General features: G+C 70.2%; 15 protein-coding genes. 5 read left to right on the top strand and 10 right to left on the bottom strand.

The annotated features are described in order from the left end of the window. Positions 1-18: 18 nt before the first annotated feature. Complete coding sequence (locus RM423_RS15330) at positions 19-516, bottom strand: ArsR/SmtB family transcription factor (RefSeq protein WP_311423915.1); 498 nt, start codon at positions 514-516, stop codon at positions 19-21. A 57-nt stretch (positions 517-573) separates the two neighbouring features. Between RM423_RS15330 and RM423_RS15335 the strand changes: the two genes are divergently transcribed. Then, complete coding sequence (locus RM423_RS15335) at positions 574-1,854, top strand: MFS transporter (protein ID WP_311423916.1); 1,281 nt, start codon at positions 574-576, stop codon at positions 1,852-1,854. A 9-nt stretch (positions 1,855-1,863) separates the two neighbouring features. On the opposite strand, the gene RM423_RS15340 is transcribed toward RM423_RS15335, so the two are convergent. The 4 genes from RM423_RS15340 to nadA all read right to left on the bottom strand — a co-directional run bounded on the left by RM423_RS15340 (position 1,864) and on the right by nadA (position 4,651). Continuing rightward, positions 1,864-2,808 (bottom strand): acetamidase/formamidase family protein, encoded by a 945-nt coding sequence (locus RM423_RS15340; protein ID WP_311423917.1) that lies wholly within the window; start codon positions 2,806-2,808, stop codon positions 1,864-1,866. 95 nt (positions 2,809-2,903) lie between these two features. Continuing rightward, positions 2,904-3,281, bottom strand: a complete 378-nt coding sequence (locus tag RM423_RS15345; RefSeq protein ID WP_311423918.1) for a VOC family protein — start codon at positions 3,279-3,281, stop codon at positions 2,904-2,906. Between the two features lie 100 nt (positions 3,282-3,381). Continuing rightward, positions 3,382-3,645 (bottom strand): DUF3253 domain-containing protein, encoded by a 264-nt coding sequence (locus RM423_RS15350; protein ID WP_311423919.1) that lies wholly within the window; start codon positions 3,643-3,645, stop codon positions 3,382-3,384. Positions 3,646-3,661: 16 nt separating this feature from the next. Continuing rightward, positions 3,662-4,651, bottom strand: coding sequence for a quinolinate synthase NadA (nadA, locus tag RM423_RS15355; protein WP_396327736.1), 990 nt, complete (start codon positions 4,649-4,651; stop codon positions 3,662-3,664). 184 nt (positions 4,652-4,835) lie between these two features. On the opposite strand from nadA, the gene RM423_RS15360 reads away from it, so the two are divergent. Continuing rightward, positions 4,836-5,513 (top strand): NUDIX hydrolase, encoded by a 678-nt coding sequence (locus RM423_RS15360; RefSeq protein ID WP_396327737.1) that lies wholly within the window; start codon positions 4,836-4,838, stop codon positions 5,511-5,513. Beyond that, positions 5,510-5,896, top strand: a complete 387-nt coding sequence (locus RM423_RS15365) for a hypothetical protein (protein WP_311423922.1) — start codon at positions 5,510-5,512, stop codon at positions 5,894-5,896. Before RM423_RS15360 ends, RM423_RS15365 begins: the two co-directional genes overlap by 4 nt. Here RM423_RS15365 and trpS read toward each other — a convergent pair. Beyond that, positions 5,882-6,946 (bottom strand): tryptophan--tRNA ligase, encoded by a 1,065-nt coding sequence (gene trpS, locus RM423_RS15370; RefSeq protein WP_311423923.1) that lies wholly within the window; start codon positions 6,944-6,946, stop codon positions 5,882-5,884. The two genes, RM423_RS15365 and trpS, sit on opposite strands and share 15 nt — an antisense overlap. Before the next feature lie 209 nt (positions 6,947-7,155). Next, the gene (ku, locus tag RM423_RS15375) at positions 7,156-8,199 is read right to left on the bottom strand and encodes a non-homologous end joining protein Ku (RefSeq protein ID WP_311423924.1); all 1,044 of its coding nucleotides are present in this window, start codon (positions 8,197-8,199) and stop codon (positions 7,156-7,158) included. Positions 8,200-8,260: 61 nt separating this feature from the next. Here ku and RM423_RS15380 point away from each other — a divergent pair, with 61 nt between their 5' ends. Both RM423_RS15380 and RM423_RS15385 read left to right on the top strand, forming a co-directional pair. Beyond that, complete coding sequence (locus RM423_RS15380; protein ID WP_311423961.1) at positions 8,261-9,223, top strand: ATP-dependent DNA ligase; 963 nt, start codon at positions 8,261-8,263, stop codon at positions 9,221-9,223. 80 nt (positions 9,224-9,303) lie between these two features. After that, positions 9,304-13,185, top strand: coding sequence for an ABC transporter ATP-binding protein (locus RM423_RS15385; RefSeq protein WP_311423925.1), 3,882 nt, complete (start codon positions 9,304-9,306; stop codon positions 13,183-13,185). Here RM423_RS15385 and RM423_RS15390 read toward each other — a convergent pair. From RM423_RS15390 to RM423_RS15400, 3 genes are read right to left on the bottom strand one after another with little or no spacing between them, the layout of a single operon-like run. Next, positions 13,117-14,148: a cation diffusion facilitator family transporter gene (locus RM423_RS15390; protein ID WP_311423926.1), complete on the bottom strand. Its 1,032-nt coding sequence runs from the start codon at positions 14,146-14,148 to the stop codon at positions 13,117-13,119. The genes RM423_RS15385 and RM423_RS15390 overlap by 69 nt on opposite strands. Then, the gene (locus RM423_RS15395; protein ID WP_311423927.1) at positions 14,145-14,543 is read right to left on the bottom strand and encodes an ArsR/SmtB family transcription factor; all 399 of its coding nucleotides are present in this window, start codon (positions 14,541-14,543) and stop codon (positions 14,145-14,147) included. Before RM423_RS15395 ends, RM423_RS15390 begins: the two co-directional genes overlap by 4 nt. A 53-nt stretch (positions 14,544-14,596) precedes the next feature. After that, on the bottom strand, positions 14,597-16,033 hold the full coding sequence (locus RM423_RS15400; RefSeq protein ID WP_311423928.1) for a GuaB1 family IMP dehydrogenase-related protein: 1,437 nt from the start codon (positions 16,031-16,033) through the stop codon (positions 14,597-14,599). Positions 16,034-16,036 lie beyond the last annotated feature (3 nt).

Below are 16,036 nucleotides of genomic sequence, written 5' to 3' on the forward strand. Positions count from 1 at the left end.
GGCGTCGGCGTCGGCGCGTCAGGGACGGTTCGGGTCCGGGTGCACCGTCAGGAACACCGACCAGGCCGGTGCGGCCGGGTCGTCCGGACGGTCGGCGAAGTCGTCCAGCAGTGCCCGGAGCTGTGCCCGGAACTCCGCCATGTCGGCGGCCGACAGCCGGAGCCCCAGCCGGGCGGCGTCCACATCGGCTGCCGGGACGAGCGCCAACTCCTCCAGAAACGTGTCGAGCATCGAGCTGTCCATCGCCGGAGTGCTCAGCCGCCAGGACTTCCGGGTGGCCAGGTACGGGATCTCGCGCGCTCCCCGAGCACCGCGCCGCTCCGGCCGCGCCTGGAGAAAGCCGGTCCGAACGAGCGTCCTGGTGTGGTGCAGGGTGCTCGCGGGATCACGTCCGAGGATTTGCGCGATCTCTTTGTTGGTGTGCTCGGCGTCAAGGCAGATCCGCAGGATGCGCAACCGCAGCGACGACGCCAGCGCCCTCGCCTCCTCGTCGGTGGCCTGCCTGCGTGGCGTCATGGCGTCATCCTAGGCCAGTGATTGACAAAGACCAATCACTGGCCGACAGTGGCTTCCGTGACTTCTCGGACGGCCGACCCGACGCGGCCCCGCCGCGGCGGCCTCTGGCATCACCTGGACTTCCGACGGTTGTGGATCGGCGAGACGGTCAGCCAGTTCGGCACGATGATCAGCCAATTGGCGCTGCCGCTGGTTGCGATCCTCAGCCTGCACGCGAGCACGTTCGCGGTCGGGTTGCTCACCGCCTGCGAGACCGCTGCCTTTCTGGTGATCGGCCTACCCGCCGGCGCGTGGGTGGACCGGATGCGGTTGCGCGGCGTCCTGATCGCCCAGGACCTGATTCGCGCGGCCGCACTGGGATCGATACCGCTCGCGCACCGGCTCGGCGTGCTGACGATCGGGCAGCTGTACGCCGTTGCCGTTCTTGTCGGTACCTGCACGGTATTCTTCGACATCGCCTATCAGTCGTTCCTGCCACAACTGGTCGACCGCGACCTGCTCGTCGAGGGCAACGCCAAGTTGCAGGCCAGCGAATCGGTGTCTCAGATCGCCGGGCCGAGCGTCGGAGGCGTGCTCGTCCAAGTGCTCACCGCGCCGTACGCCATGCTTCTCGACGCGGTCAGCTTCCTGTGGTCGGCCGCCTGGGTGGCCGCGGTCCGGGCGCGGCCCGTGAAGCCGGCACGCCTGCCGGACCGGAACCTGCGCCGCGAGATCGGGCAGGGAGTGCGGTTCGTCCTCGGCAACCGGCTGCTGCGCTCTATCGCCCTGTGTACTGGATCAGCCAATCTCTTCAACGCAATGGGCGCCGCGGTGTTCACCGTGCTGCTCGCCCGCAACCTCGGCCTGCCTGCTGGCTGGATCGGCGCGATCTCGTCCACATCGGCCATCGGCGGCCTGCTGGGCTCCCTGCTCGCGCGCCGGTTCGCGGCCCGCGTGGGCCAGGGACCGGCCATCTGGCTGTCCGCGCTGGTCAGCGGCCCGTGCGGGTTCGTCGCACCCTTCGTACGGCGCGATTGGTCACTGGCGCTGCTGGCCATCGCCGGACTCGTGATGTGGACGGGCATCGTGGTTTACAACATCACCCAGGTCAGCTTCCGTCAGGGCCTGTGCCCGCCGTCGTTGCAGGGTCGGATGAACGCGACAATGCGCTTTCTGGTGTGGGGCACCATGCCGCTGGGCGCGGTGCTCGGCGGCCTGCTCGGATCGACGATCGGCGTGCGGCCGACGCTCTTCGTCGCGGCCGTCGGCGGATCGTTGACGTTCTTGCCGGTGCTGCTGTCCCCGCTACGACGCATGCGCGACCTGCCGTCCTATGCCGATGCCGCCATGCCGAACTGATCGGCGCCTCTACGCGTTCCACGTCACCGCGCCGGTCGGCAGCACGGCGTGTACTCCCCAGACATCGTTGGCCACCTGGGTAACCCGCAGGTCGACACTGACGCTCGCGAGTGCCAGGGCGGCTGCCTTCTCGAGGCCGTACAGGCCCTGCATCCAGGTCAGCATGTTGTCCAGGGCGTCCCCCATCGCGACGTTCAGGTCCTTATCGAAACCGAAGGTGATCCGCCCGGACGGCGTCTCCGCGTGGATGCCGGGCACCGGCGCATCGGCAACCAACGTCAGCACCGCGGTCGTGGTCATTCCGCACTCGATGGCGGTTCCGCCCACCTCGCCGTCGCCCTGCGCGGCGTGGCCGTCCCCGAGGGACAGCAGCGCTCCCGGCACCGTGACGGGCAGGAAGAGCGTCGAGCCGGCGACGAGCTCGCGGCAGTCGATGTTGCCGCCGCCTTCCGTGCGCGGCGGGATCGTGGAGTGCCGCCCCGGGTCTGCGGGCGGCATGCCGACCACGCCGAGGAACGGGGCCAGTCCTACGGTGTGGCCGCGGTCGTTGGTCGCGGTGCCCGCGGCGGCGTCGATATCCCAGTCGATGTCCCACAGGAAGCTGACCGGCGGGCCGCCCGCCAGGCCGAGCCGGCGGGTCAGCCGGTTGTCCAGGGCCGCAGCGACCGTCCAGCCCCAGTCCGCCGTCTGCAGCGAGCGGAACTCAACCGACAGCACCATGCCCGGTCGCGCGCCGAGCACCTCGATCGGACCGGTGAGGCAGTGCCCGCGTCCCTGCGGAAGCAGTTGTGGCGGGCGGTCCCCCGGCGACTGCTGACGGCTCAGGTAGCCGGAGGCGTCCAGCGACCGCACCACCACGCTGTCGCCGGACTCGACCGACAGCACCGACGGCGTCTCGGGGTTGAAGTAGTCGGTCACGGTTGTCGGGGTGGGATCGAGCCGGTGCTGGGTCATGCGTGCATCGTCGCAGGCTCGCCGGCAGCACGCACGCCGCTCGACCTGGAGCTGGCCCGCGTCGGGCAAGCGGAACGAGTTGGGGACGAGCCCTGCTACTGCTCGAACAGGCAGAACGGGTGACCGGCTGGGTCGAGGTAGACCCGGACGTCCTGCTGGGGCTGGAAGTCCGCCAGCACGGCTCCCGCTTCGAGGGCGTGCTCACCAGCCGCGGCCAGGTCATCCACCCGGACATCGAGGTGTACCGACATCTGCTGGTCGCCGGGGCGGGCCGGCCACACCGGCCGGACGTAGTTGCTCTCTTCCTGAAAGGACAATCCGGCGCCACCCTCGGGTGAGCGGAGCTTCACCCAACCAGGCTCGTCCTGGGACACCTCCCACCCGAGCAGCCGCTGGTAGAACCGCGCCAGCGCCTGTGGATCAGGCGCGTCCAGCACGATCCCGGACAGTGACAATCCCACGCCATCGGCCACGGCAGATCCTCCACATCAGCTCAGCTCTCCACGCCATCCTTGCCTGTGCCGTCCGAGGAGTCCAGCACCCGCTCCTGATCCGCCGCCAGGGAACGCTGCGTCACGCCTGCCCGCCGGCTCCGGTCCGGCGGATCCGGATCGGCCCGCGCGCCGCGGCCAGGTCGACCACGTCGCCGTGCTGGGTGATCTCGACATCGCCACTGGTCACCAGCCGGCCGGCGGCCGCGCGGGCGTCGTCCATCAGCTCTCGCCAGCCGTCGGCCGAGACCGCACGCGCGGCGTCGGACGGGCAGATCGTGGCGCCGGGCCGGCGCTTGGCGAGCAACGCCAGGATGGTCCGCTCCAGGGCGGCGGAAGTCTCCATCCCCCGACGGTAACTGTTACTCGCCGCCACCGGGCTTGCCGATGGCGATCATCCGCTCGACGGCCCGCCGGGCCGGCGCGGCAATGTCGGCGGGGATGGTGATCTCGTCGCGGCCCTCGCGCAGGCAGCGCAGCAGCAGCTGGGCGTTGGTCATCTTCATGTAGCGGCAGGAGGCCTTGGCGTTCATCGGCAGGAACGTCGTCCGGTCGTTGACCTTGCGAAGCTGATGCAGCATCCCGATCTCGGTGGCCACCAACGCGGTGCTGGCAGTCATCTCCCGCGCCGCGTCGACCATCGCGCCGGTCGACATGATCCGGGTTCGTCCGATGGGCAGATCGCCTTCACCGGCAAGCCAGATCGCCGACGACGCGCAGCCGCACTCCGGGTGCACCAGCACCTCGGCGGTGGGATGGGCGGCCACCTGGGTGCGGATGTCGGTCGGGCTGATACCGGCGTGCACGTGGCATTCGCCCATCCACACCTTGATGTTCGTGCGACCGGTGGCACGCTGCACGTGGGCGCCGAGGAACTGGTCGGGCAGGAACAGCACCGGGGTGTCAGCCGGAATGGATTCCACGACCTCGACCGCGTTGGACGACGTGCAGCAGATGTCGGCCTCGGCCTTCACCGCCGCACTGGTGTTCACATACGCGACGACGGCCGCGCCGGGGTTCTCGGACTTCCAGGCACGCAGCGCGTCGGCGTCGATGGTGTCGGCGAGCGAGCAACCGGCCTCCGCCGTCGGAACCAGGACGCGCTTGTCGGGGCTGAGCAGCTTGGCGGTCTCGGCCATGAAGTGCACGCCGCAGAACACGATCGTGCTGGCGTCGGTGTTGGCGGCGATCCGCGACAGCGCCAGCGAGTCACCCACGTGGTGAGCCACGTCCTGGATATCGGGGGTCTGATAATTGTGCGCCAGGATCACCGCGTCCTGGCTCGCGGCGAGCCGGCGCACCTCGTCCTGCCACGAGGCCTCCAGCGTGCCGGTGGCACCCGCCACGTCCATGCCGATGCTGTCGCGCCCCACGGTCACACTGCTCATCGCGTACTTCTCTCGTCGAAGGGCACGTGGTCACCCGGTTTTCGCCTCTGAGGCGTTTACTGTCGCCCACGGTAGCATCCATCGTGTGACCACACAGCTGGAGGGGGACGGAGTCGGCGTGCAGGACTCCGGCACCGACCGGCTGGGCGTGGCGTGGCCGAGCTATCCGCACGAGGTACTGGGTGTCGTGCTGTCGGTTCGCCAGTCGCAGCTGTGCGTCCTGCTCTGGCGTCGCCGGCTGTCCCCGCAACGCGGCCGCTGGGCGTTGCCCGGCGGTGGCCTGTCGGCCGACGAGCGGCTGCGCGGTGCCATCACCAGGCATCTGGCGGTGAAGGTCGACGTGCACGAGATCGCCCATCTCGAGCAGCTCGCAACGCACAGCGCCGTGGATCGTGACCCGCGCGGCCGGGTGCTCGCGACTGCCTACCTGGGCCTGGTTCCTTCCGACGCCGACTCCGAGCCGCCGCCGGACACCACCTGGCAGCCGGTCGACGACCTTCCGCAAACGGCCTTCGACCACCGGTTCTTCATCGATGCCGCCGTCGAGCGGCTGCGCGCGAAATTGTCTTATACGAACGTGGGATTCGCGCTCGCGCCACAGGAATTCACCATTGCCGAGCTGCGGGATCTGGTGAGCGCCGCGCTCGGGTACCAGGTCTCCCCCACCAACCTCACCCGGGTGATGACCCGCCGGCAGATGATCGAGCCCACCGGCGCGACGTCCGCCCCGGGACGCGCGGGCGGCCGGCCCGCGGCCGTGTATCGCTTCGCGCGCCGGGAGCTCACCATCACCGATCCCTTCGCCGTCCTGAAACCACCGCGGTGAGCGTGCTGTCGGGGACGCGGCCCGCCACCCAGATCGCTGCCGCCGGGTACGTTCTGGTGGTGACCGGCCTCGCCTCCGCCGCCCAGGTCACCGGCAACGGCCGCTACTACCTCGCCGCGCTGCTGTTGACGCTGCCCGCCGGCCTCCCCGCCATCGTCGGCGTTTATCTGGCCTACGGTTTGGTCGAGCAGGTGAACGCGATGCTCCTTCCACGAGCGGATGGTGACCAGCTGGCCCGCCAGACGCTCGCCCTCACCGCGCCGGTCAACGTGCTGCTCTTCGCCGCCGCGGCGGTCGCCGACGTCCTGCTCGTCCACCAACTCCTGTTGCTCCTGGCCGCGCGCCGAGCCGGGCTCCGGCGGCCGCCTTCAGGGCCGGTGTGAACCGCCGTAATTCATGCCCATTGCCTCGGTGACCTCGGCCAGGGTCGTGGCCGCGATGGCGTCGGCTCGCTCCGATCCCCGGGCCAGGATGTCGCGGGCGTCCACGCGGCTCAGCTCGGACCGACGCTCCCGGATGGGCGCCAGGAAGTCGTTGACGGCCGCGGTCACCACGCGCTTGAGCTGTGCGGCACCGCCGTCCCCGACCTCCGCCGCGATGGCGGCCGGGTCCTGACCCCGGCATAACCCCGCCAGCGTCAGCAGAGTGGCGATCTCCGGACGCCCGGCCGGGTCGAAGGTGATCCGACGATCCGAGTCGGTTCTGGCTCCTCGGACCTTGGCCGCGACCACGTCCGGGTCGTCGGTCAGCGCGATCGCGTTGCCCAGGCTCTTCGACATCTTGCGGCCATCCAGGCCGGCCAGGACCGGAGCTTCGCCCAGCAGCGCATCCGGCAGTCCGAAGACCGGTCCGTACCGTTCGTTGAAACGGCGGGCGATGGCCCGGGTCAGCTCCAGGTGCGGCAGCTGATCCTTGCCGACCGGTACGAGTTCCGCCTTGCAGAACAGGATGTCCGCCGCCTGGTGCACCGGATAGGCGAGCATCAGGCCGTTGACCGACGACCGGCCGGCCAGCCGGATCTCCTCCTTGACGGTGGGATTGCGGTCCAGCTCGGAGGTGCTGACCAGCGACAGGAACGGCAGGACGAGCTGGTTCAGCGCCGGGACGGAGCTGTGCGCGAAGATGGTCGTGCTGTCCGGATCGAGCCCGCACGACAGGTAGTCCAGCACCAGCCCGGTCGTCAGCTCGTGGAGGTCGCCGGGAAGGTCGCGATCGGTGATGACCTGGAAGTCCGCGACCACCACCAGAAGGTCCGCACCCTCGCGCTGCAGCCGAACCCGATTGGCGAGGGTGCCGAAGTAGTGGCCGAGGTGCAGCGCTCCGGTGGGCCGGTCGCCGGTGAGCACCCGGACGCCTTCCAGGCCGGTCGGACGATCGGAATGTGCCGGCAAATCCTGGCCATGGTGCCGATTGTGGATCTCGAGCGTGGTCATGTCGTCCTCCGAGGTCGGGCTGTCCACGCCGGAAGAAACAACAAAGCCGTCCCGGCGGGGACGGCCCTTGAGTGGTGGACCGGTGCGTTCACGGGTCCAGGTCGAGTGAGCCGTCCTAGCAGGACGGCCACCACAGGCGCAGTGTCGTTACCGCGCAAGCAAAACTCACCAGCACAAAGTACACCCAGCTCAACCGGGACGCCTCGACGTCAGGCGCTCTTGGACGCGGCCTTCTTCGCCGGTGCCTGGGCGGCCGCGGTGGTCTTGGCGGCGGCGCGTTTGGCGGGCGCCTTCTTGGCGGCGGCCTTTTTTGCCGGAGCCTTGCGGGCAGCCTTCTTCGGAGCGGCTCCGGCCTCGTTACTACCAGACGCTGCGTTATTACCGGACGCGCTGGCAGCCGAGCCGCTGCCGCCGGCGCCGTCCTGGCCGGCGCCGTCCTGGCCGGCTCCGGCCTGGGCCACCGTGCCGCCCCGGGCGCGGTCCACGCTGCGCTGCAACGCGGTAAGCAGATCGATGACCTCACCGGTCTTTCCGGCGGCGGGCTTCTTCTCGTCCTCGACGAGCTGGGCGGACTCGCCGCGCTCCACCTTGGCCTCGATGAGCTCGACGACGGCCGCCCGGTAGCTGTCGGTGAACTGCTCCGGCTCGAAATCGGCGGCCATGCTCTCGACCAGCGACGCCGCCATCTTCAGTTCCTGCGGTCGAAGCTCGACCTCGGTGTCCAGCACCGGAAACTCCGCCTTGCGCACCTCGTCGGGCCACAGCATGGTCTGCAGCACGATCGTCTTGTCCCGCACCCGCAGCACCGCCAGGGTCTCTTTCTGGCGCAGGGCCACCCTGACGATCGCCATCCGCTCCGTCTCGACCAGCGCCTCTCGGAGCAGCGCGTACGGCTTGGCGGCCTTGGCGTCCGGCTCGAGGAAGTAGCTCTTGGCGAACAGGATCGGATCGACCTGGCTGCTGGGGACGAACTCCACCACATCGATCTCGTGGCTGGTGGCGACCGGCAGCTTGTCCAGGTCCTCGTCGGTGAGGATGACCAGCTGACCGTCGCTGGTCTCATAGCCCTTCGCGATCGAGTCGAACCCGACCTCCTCACCGCACACGCTGCAGGTCCGCTTGTAGCGGATGCGGCCGCCGTCGGCCCGGTGCACCTGGTGAAAGCGGATGTCGTTCTCTTCGGTCGCGGCGAACAGCCGCACCGGCACGTTGACCAGACCGAAGGACACCGCGCCCTTCCAGATCGCCCTCATACCGTGCTCCTCACGCCTAGCGCGCCAAATGTTCGACGGGCAGCATGAGCGTATGCGACCGATGCTGGCAATTGCTGGCCCACAACCCATTGGCGCGGAGTGGCTTCACGAAGTCAAGTGGGATGGGCTCCGCATACTGGCCGATGTGTCGCAATCAGGCCTGCAACTGCTCTCGCGCGTCGGACGGGATGTGACAGGCAGCTTTCCCGAGCTCGAACCCGTCACCGGCACCGTCCGGGACGCGCTGATCGACGGTGAGGTGATCGTGCTGCGCAACGGCGTGCCGTCCCACGAGGCGCTGACCGATCGGCTGCGGGGAACCGACGCCCGGCGGACGCGGCGACTCGCCGAGGACGAGCCGGCCACCGTGATGGCCTTCGACCTGCTCCGGTTGTACGGCGTGGACCTCACCGGCCGCCCGCTCACCGAGCGCCGCGCCAGCCTGGAAAGGCTGCGGCTTCCGGCCGAGTCCTGGCGGACCTCGCCTCGCTATGACGACGGCCCGGCGCTGCTGTCCGCCACCCGGGAGCAGGGCCTCGAGGGCGTGGTGGCGAAGCGATCCGGCTCGACCTACCAGCCCGGACGGCGCAGCCCGGACTGGGTGAAGACCGCGCACCGGCGCGATCAGGCCTGCGTGGTCGGCGGCTGGCTGCCCGCTACCGAGGACGGGGTGGCGGCGCTGCTCGTCGGTCTTCCCGACGGCGCCGGGCTGTTGCGCTACACCGGGCGGGTGGAGCGGGGCATTGGCGCGAGGTCCGGCCAGGACCTGCGCAGGCTGCTGTCCGCAATTCCCGCTGAGACGGCCCCGTTCGCCGCCCCATTCGATGGCCCACCTGACGGCCCGACTGACGCGCCGTCCGACGGTTTGCTCGATGGCGGCACCGAAAGCGCCTGCTGGTGCCGCCCCCGGCTGGTGATCGAGGTTCGTCATCTCGGGTGGTCGCCGGCGCGCCGGATGCGCGAGCCGGTGTTCCGCGGGGTCCGAACCGATCTCGACGCGGCAGAGGTTCGGGACGAGTCCTGACGCCGACCGTACCGAGCGCCACCGACGGCGTCGCGGGAACCTAAGTTTGGCTTTCTAACAAACGGCATAGACTGGCTGTCGTGCCAACAGCCGAACCCACGACCGCGTCCTGGATCCGCCGGCTTCTCGGGTACTGCTTACGCCACCGTCTCGACCTCTTCGGAGCCTTCGCCGCCGCCCTCGCCGACGCCGTGGTCTCGGTCGCCGTCCCGCTGGTCATCAAGCACGTGATCGATCTGGTCAGCGCTCCCGCCGCGAACTCCGTCGGCCACCGAAACTCGATCACGCCCTGGGTCCTCGTGCTCATCGGTGCCGCGCTCGTGCAGTACGCGCTCACGTTCATCCGCCGCTACCTTGCCGGCCGGCTCTCCCTCGACGTCCAGTACGACCTGCGCGGCGACGTCTTCACCTCCCTGCAGCGACTGGACGGGGCCGCGCAGGACGCCCTGCAGACCGGCCAGGTGGTGAGCCGCTCGATCAGCGACGTCGGCCTGGTCCAGGGGCTGCTCGCCTTCCTGCCGGCCCTCACCGGCAACGTTCTGCTGTTCGTGATCTCCCTCATCGCCATGCTGTGGCTGTCGCCGCTGCTGACGCTGGTTGCCTTCGCCATCGCGCCGGCCCTGTGGTTCGTCGCGCTCGCCTCACGACGTGACCTGTTCCCGGCGAACTGGGTCGCGCAGCAGCAGGCCGGCAATCTGGTCGGCCACGTCGAGGCTGCGGTCACCGGCGTCCGGGTCGTCAAGGGATTCGGCCAGGAGCAGCGAGAGGTCCGCGAGCTCAGCGCGCAGGCCCGCGCCCTGTTCGCCATGCGGATGCGGGTCGTCCGCTTCCAGGCCAAGTATTCCTCGGCGCTGACCGCGATCCCGGGGCTCGGCCAGGTCGGCGTGCTGCTGCTCGGCGGTTGGCTGGCGTTGCACGGCCAGATCACCATCGGAACGTTCCTGGCGTTCTCCACCTACCTCGGCCAGCTCGTCGGCCCGGTGCGTCAGGTCACGGCGCTGCTCACGATCGGCCAGCAGGCCCGAGCCGGCGTGGAACGGGTGCTCGAGGTGATCGACTCCTCCCCCGCTGTCGTGGATTCTCCCGACGCGCGGGACATACCGCCCGGTCCGCTGGAGCTCCGGTTCGACGATGTCAGCTTCGGCTACACCCGCTCCGAACCGGTGCTGCGTGGCCTGGACCTGACCGTGCGCGCGGGCGAGACCGTCGCCATCGTCGGCGGTTCCGGTTCGGGAAAATCGACGCTGGCCATGCTGGTGCCGCGCTTCTACGACGTGCACTCCGGCGCCCTGTCGATCGGCGGGGTCGACGTTCGCCAGTTGCGGCTGGCTGACGTCCGCGCCGCCATCGGCATGGTGTTCGAGGACAGCTTCCTCTTCTCCGACACCATCGCCGCCAATATCGCCTACGGGCGTCCGGGGGCCTCCCAGGACGAGATCGTCGCCGCCGCGGAAGCCGCCGAGGCCGCCGGCTTCATCACCGAGCTGCCCGAGGGCTATGACACCCTCGTCGGGGAGCGGGGCCTGACCCTGTCCGGTGGCCAGCGCCAGCGGATCGCGCTGGCCCGCGCGCTGCTCACCCGGCCCCGGATCATGCTGCTCGACGACGCCACCAGCGCCATCGACCCACGCGTCGAGTCCGAGATCCTGGCGACCCTGCGGCACCTGATCGCCGGTCGCACCACGGTCCTCGTCGCGCACCGGCGGTCGACCCTGGCACTCGCGGACCGGATCGCGGTGCTGGAGCACGGCCGGGTGGCCGATATCGGGACCTTCGAGGAGCTGATGGTGCGCTCGCCGCTGTTCCGGCTGCTGCTGGGCGGTCCCGGAGACGATGCCGAGGGGATCGACGCCGGCGAACTGTGCCAGGATGCCGAGCCGTCGACCACCGTGGTTGGCGGCGTCACCATCGCCCTGTGGCAACGCCGGCTACCCGACTCCCCGGACGGCTCACTCAACGGCGTTGCGGTGGCCGGCACATCGACCGGAAGCCTGGCCGCGGGCCGAGCCGGTGTCGCCGGAGCCGGCGGCGGTCCGGGCGGCGGTGGCATGCTCGACGGCGTACCCGCCACCCCGGAGCTGCTCGCGAAGGTCGCCGCGCTGCCGCCGGCGACCGATCACCCCGCGGTCGACGAGGCCCAGGCCCAGGCATCGGACGAGAAGTTCGGCCTGCGCCGGCTGCTGGCACCGCTGAAGCTGCCCTTCGCGCTGGGAATCGTGCTGATCGGCCTGGATGCGCTGCTCCAGCTGGTGCTGCCCTCGCTGATCCGGACCGGCATCGACCGCGGTGTCGGAGAGCACCACGTACAGGTGCTGTTCATCGTGTCGGCCATCGCACTCGGGGTGCTCGTCTTCGACTGGGGGGTGAGCGCGGCCGGTCAGTGGATGACCGGACGCACCGGCGAGCGGCTGCTCTACACGCTGCGGGTGAAGGCCTTCGCGCACCTGCAGCGGCTCAGCCTCGACTTCTACGAGCGCGAATTGGCGGGCCGCATCATGACCCGGATGACCACCGACGTCGACGCGCTGTCCAACTTCCTGCAGACGGGCCTGGCCACCGCGCTCATCAGCGTGCTGACCCTCGTCGGCGTGCTGATCGCGCTGCTGGTGCTCGACGCCGAGCTGGCCCTCGTCCTTGTCGTCGCGCTGCCCATCCTGCTGGCCGCCACCTGGGCCTTTCGGCGGGCCGCGGTGCCCGCCTACGTCGAGGCACGCGAGCGGGTGAGCACCGTCAATGCCCAGTTCCAGGAGAACGTCGCCGGCGTCCGGGTGGCTCAGGTCTTCAGCCGGGAACAGCACAACACCCGCCGGTTCCTGGGCGCCGCGAGCGACTACCGCAACTCCCGGCTGCGGGCGCAGGGTTACATCGCAGCGTATTTCCCCTTTGTCCAGTTCCTCGCCGACGTCTCCGGTGCGGCAGTGCTGGGCTTCGGTGCGCACCGACTGTCGCACGGCACGCTCACCGCCGGTGCGCTGATCGCGTTCTTCCTGTACCTGGACGCCTTCTTCTCACCGGTCCAGCAGCTGTCCCAGGTCTTCGACGGCTACCAGCAGGCGTCGGTCGGCCTGTCCCGGCTCGAGGACCTGCTGCGCGCCCCCACCGGAACCCCGAACGCCGAGCACCCGAGGCCGGTGGACCACCTTCGGGGCGAGATCACCATGGCCGGCGTCCGGTTCGCGTACAACCACTCCGACGCTCCCGCCGTACGTGACATCGACCTGCGGGTACCGGCCGGCCAATCGGTCGCCCTGGTCGGCCGGACCGGCGCCGGCAAGTCGACCGTTGTCAAGCTCATCGCCCGGTTCTACGACCCGATCGAGGGATCGGTACGGGCCGACGGCGTGGACCTGCGCGCCATGGATCTCGCCGACTACCGCCGGCACCTCGGATTCGTTCCGCAGGAGGCCTACCTGTCGCCGGGCAGCATTCGGGACGCCATCGCCTACGGCCGGCCGGAGGCTACCGACCGCGAGGTGGAGCGGGCCGCACGGGCGGTAGGCGCACACGACATGATCGCCACGCTGAGCGAGGGTTACCTGCACGAGGTCGGTGAGCGGGGTCGGAACCTGTCCGCCGGGCAGCGCCAGCTCATCGCGCTGGCCCGTGCCGAGCTGGTGGACCCCGACATCCTGCTCCTGGACGAGGCAACCGCGGCCCTCGACCTGGCCAGCGAGGCGGTCGTCACCGAGGCCACCCAGCGGCTCAGCCGGCATCGCACCACCGTGACGGTGGCGCACCGGCTCACCACGGCGGCGCGGGCAGACCGGATTCTGGTGATGTCCGAGGGTCGGATCGTCGAGGACGGGCCGCACGAGGAGCTGCTGTCCCGCGACGGCACCTACGCGGCGCTGTGGCGTGCCTACATCAGCGGCTCAGACGCTACTGACGAGTCGTCAGACGGTGCCGAGCTCGCCGACGTAGCCGGGGCCGTGACCCACGCCCGCACAGTCGTCAGCGACTAGTGCCCGGTCGGGGTGCCGGTGGTCCGCTTGCAGGGTGGCGTGCCCGATCCGGTAGCTGTCGGCAAGCACCAGCCGCACCCCCAGCGCGACCTGGTGACAGTCGAAGGATTCCGCCACCACCACGTGCGCTGACAGTGCGGCCTCACCGGCGCCCAGGTCCCACACGTGCAGGTCGTGCACCTCGGTCACTCCGTCGACCTGGGCCATCGCCTTGCCGATCAGGGCTGGATCGCTGCCGGTGGGGGCAGCCTCCAGGAACACCCGGCCGGCCGCCCGCACCAAGTCGACACCGGCATGCGCCATCAGCGCGGCGACGACCAGCGCGGCGACCGCGTCCGCGCCGGCCCAGCCGGTGAGGACGACGACGAGGCCCGCCACCGCGGTGGCCAGGAACGCCCACAGGTCGTTGACCAGGTGCGCCACGGCGCCCCGGACATTGAGGCTGTTCGGGTTGGCCTTGCTGGCCAGCAGCACCGCGAGCCCGTTCACCGCGACGCCGATCAGGGCCACCACCAGCACGGCGGTTCCGTCCACGTCGGGCGGGTGCACGAGCCGGCGGACGGCCGCGATGGTGAACCAGCATGCGAGCAGCAGCAGGGTGATGCCGTTGGCCTGGGCCGACAGGGCGTCGATCCTGGTGAAGCCATAGGTGTACGCGCCTCGGGCCGGGCGTTGGGCGAGCTTCGAGGCAGCGATCGCTACCGCCAGCGCGGCGGCGTCGGTGAGCATGTGGCCGGCGTCGGTCAGCAGCGCCAGCGAACCGGACGCCAGGCCCACCGTCACCTCGCCCGACATGAAGGCGAGGATCACCGCCAGCGAGGCGAACAGCCAGCGCCGGTCGGTCTGGGCCGTGACCGCGGCAGGCCCATGCGCGTGGCCGTCCCCGCCGTGAGCGCGGTTGCCGCGGCTGTGCTCGCTGGGGTTGTGGTTGCTGTGCTCGCTGTCGGGATGGCGCTGAGTCATGGCCGGCTCGCAAGATCGGGTTCGCCGTGCCGCAGGTCGCCGGGCTCGTCGTGGCGGACGTCGCTGTGCTGGGCGTGCGCCAGCGCGATGCTCAGCAGGTCGCCGACGTGGGAGTCCGCCAACCGGTAGAACGCCAGCCGGCCGGTCCGGCGGACGTGCACCACCTCGTGCGCCCGCAGCAGCCGCAACGCGTGCGAGGTGGCGGACTCGCTGAGCCCGGACAGCGCCGACAGCGTTCCCACATTCGCCTCACCCGCGCTCAGCACGACCAGCAGACGCAGTCGGCCGGGGTCGGAGAGCAACCCGAACACCTCGGCGGTGTCGAGGATGTCGCGCTCCGCGGGCATCGAGACGGCAGCCTCACGCGCGGCGACAACGCCTGAACGAACGTTCACATATCAAGGATGCCGTCGCCGCGCGTCCGGCGTCAAGCAATGCGGTCACATCCCTACCAACCGAGCTGAAGCGGGCGGCCCTCGGCGTAACCGGCGGCGCTCTGCACCCCGATGATGGCGCGGTCGGAGAATTCGGCGATGGTGCGCGCGCCCGAGTACGTGAACGACGAGCGGACGCCCGCGACGATCGCGTCGATCAGGTCCTCGACACCGGGTCGCTCCGGATCCAGGAACTTCCGGCCGCTGGAGATGCCCTCCTCGAACAGGGCCTTGCGGGCACGGTCGAAGGCGGACTCGGTGGACGTCCGGTGTGCGACCGCGCGGGCCGAGGCCATGCCGAAGCTGTCCTTGTACGGCCGCCCGTCCGAGGCGACCTGCAGGTCCCCCGGCGACTCGTACGTCCCCGCGAACCAGGACCCGATCATCACCGAGGACGCTCCCGCGGCCAGCGCGAGCGCGACATCGCGCGGGTGCCGGACGCCGCCGTCCGCCCACACGTGCTTGCCGAGCTCCTTGGCCGCCGCCGCGCATTCCAGGACGGCCGAGAACTGCGGCCGGCCGACGCCGGTCATCATGCGGGTGGTGCACATGGCACCGGGGCCGACCCCGACCTTGACGATGTCGGCACCGGCCTCGATCAGGTCCACGGTGCCCTCGGCGGAGACCACGTTGCCCGCGACGATCGGCACGCCCGGCGCCAGTCCGCGCACCGTCGCGAGGGCCTCGAGCATCCGGCGCTGGTGCCCGTGGGCGGTATCCATCACCAGCAGGTCCACGCCGGTGTCGAGCAACCGCTCGGCCTTGCCCCGGACGTCGCCGTTGACCCCGAGGGCCGCGCCGACCCGCAGCCGGCCGAAGGAGTCCACCGCCGGGTCGTACAGCGTCGCGCGGAGTGCGGCCGTCCGGGTCAGCACCCCGACCAGAGCGCCGTCCTCGTCCACGACCGGAGCCAGCCGGTGATGACCCTCCGCCAGCAGCTCGAAGGCCTCTCTGGCGCCGACCTTCGCGGGCAGGGTGACCAGGCGTGTCGACATGACCGCCGACAGCTGCGCGAAGCGGTCCACTCCGGTGCAGTCCCGTTCGGTGACCACGCCGACCGGACGCCCGTTCTCGACCACGATCACCGCCCCGTGCGCCCGCTTGGGCAGCAGGGCCAGGGCGTCGGACACCGTGTCGGATGGGCCGAGCGTGAGCGCGGTGTCGTGTACCAGGTCGCGCTGCTTCACCCACGCGACGACCTCGGACACCACCTCGACCGGGATGTCCTGCGGAATGATGGTCAGGCCGCCACGGCGAGCCACCGTCTCGGCCATCCGCCGCCCGGCTACGGCCGTCATGTTCGCCACCACCAGCGGGATCATGGCACCGCTGCCGTCGGTGGTGGACAGGTCGACGTCGAAGCGCGAGGCCACGTCGGAGGAGCGCGGGACCATGAAAACGTCGTCGTAGGTCAGGTCATGGGACGGCACACCGTCATTGAGGAACTTCACGTT

Source organism: Jatrophihabitans lederbergiae, from assembly GCF_031845305.1.
Classification (GTDB): domain Bacteria; phylum Actinomycetota; class Actinomycetes; order Mycobacteriales; family Jatrophihabitantaceae; genus Jatrophihabitans_A; species Jatrophihabitans_A lederbergiae.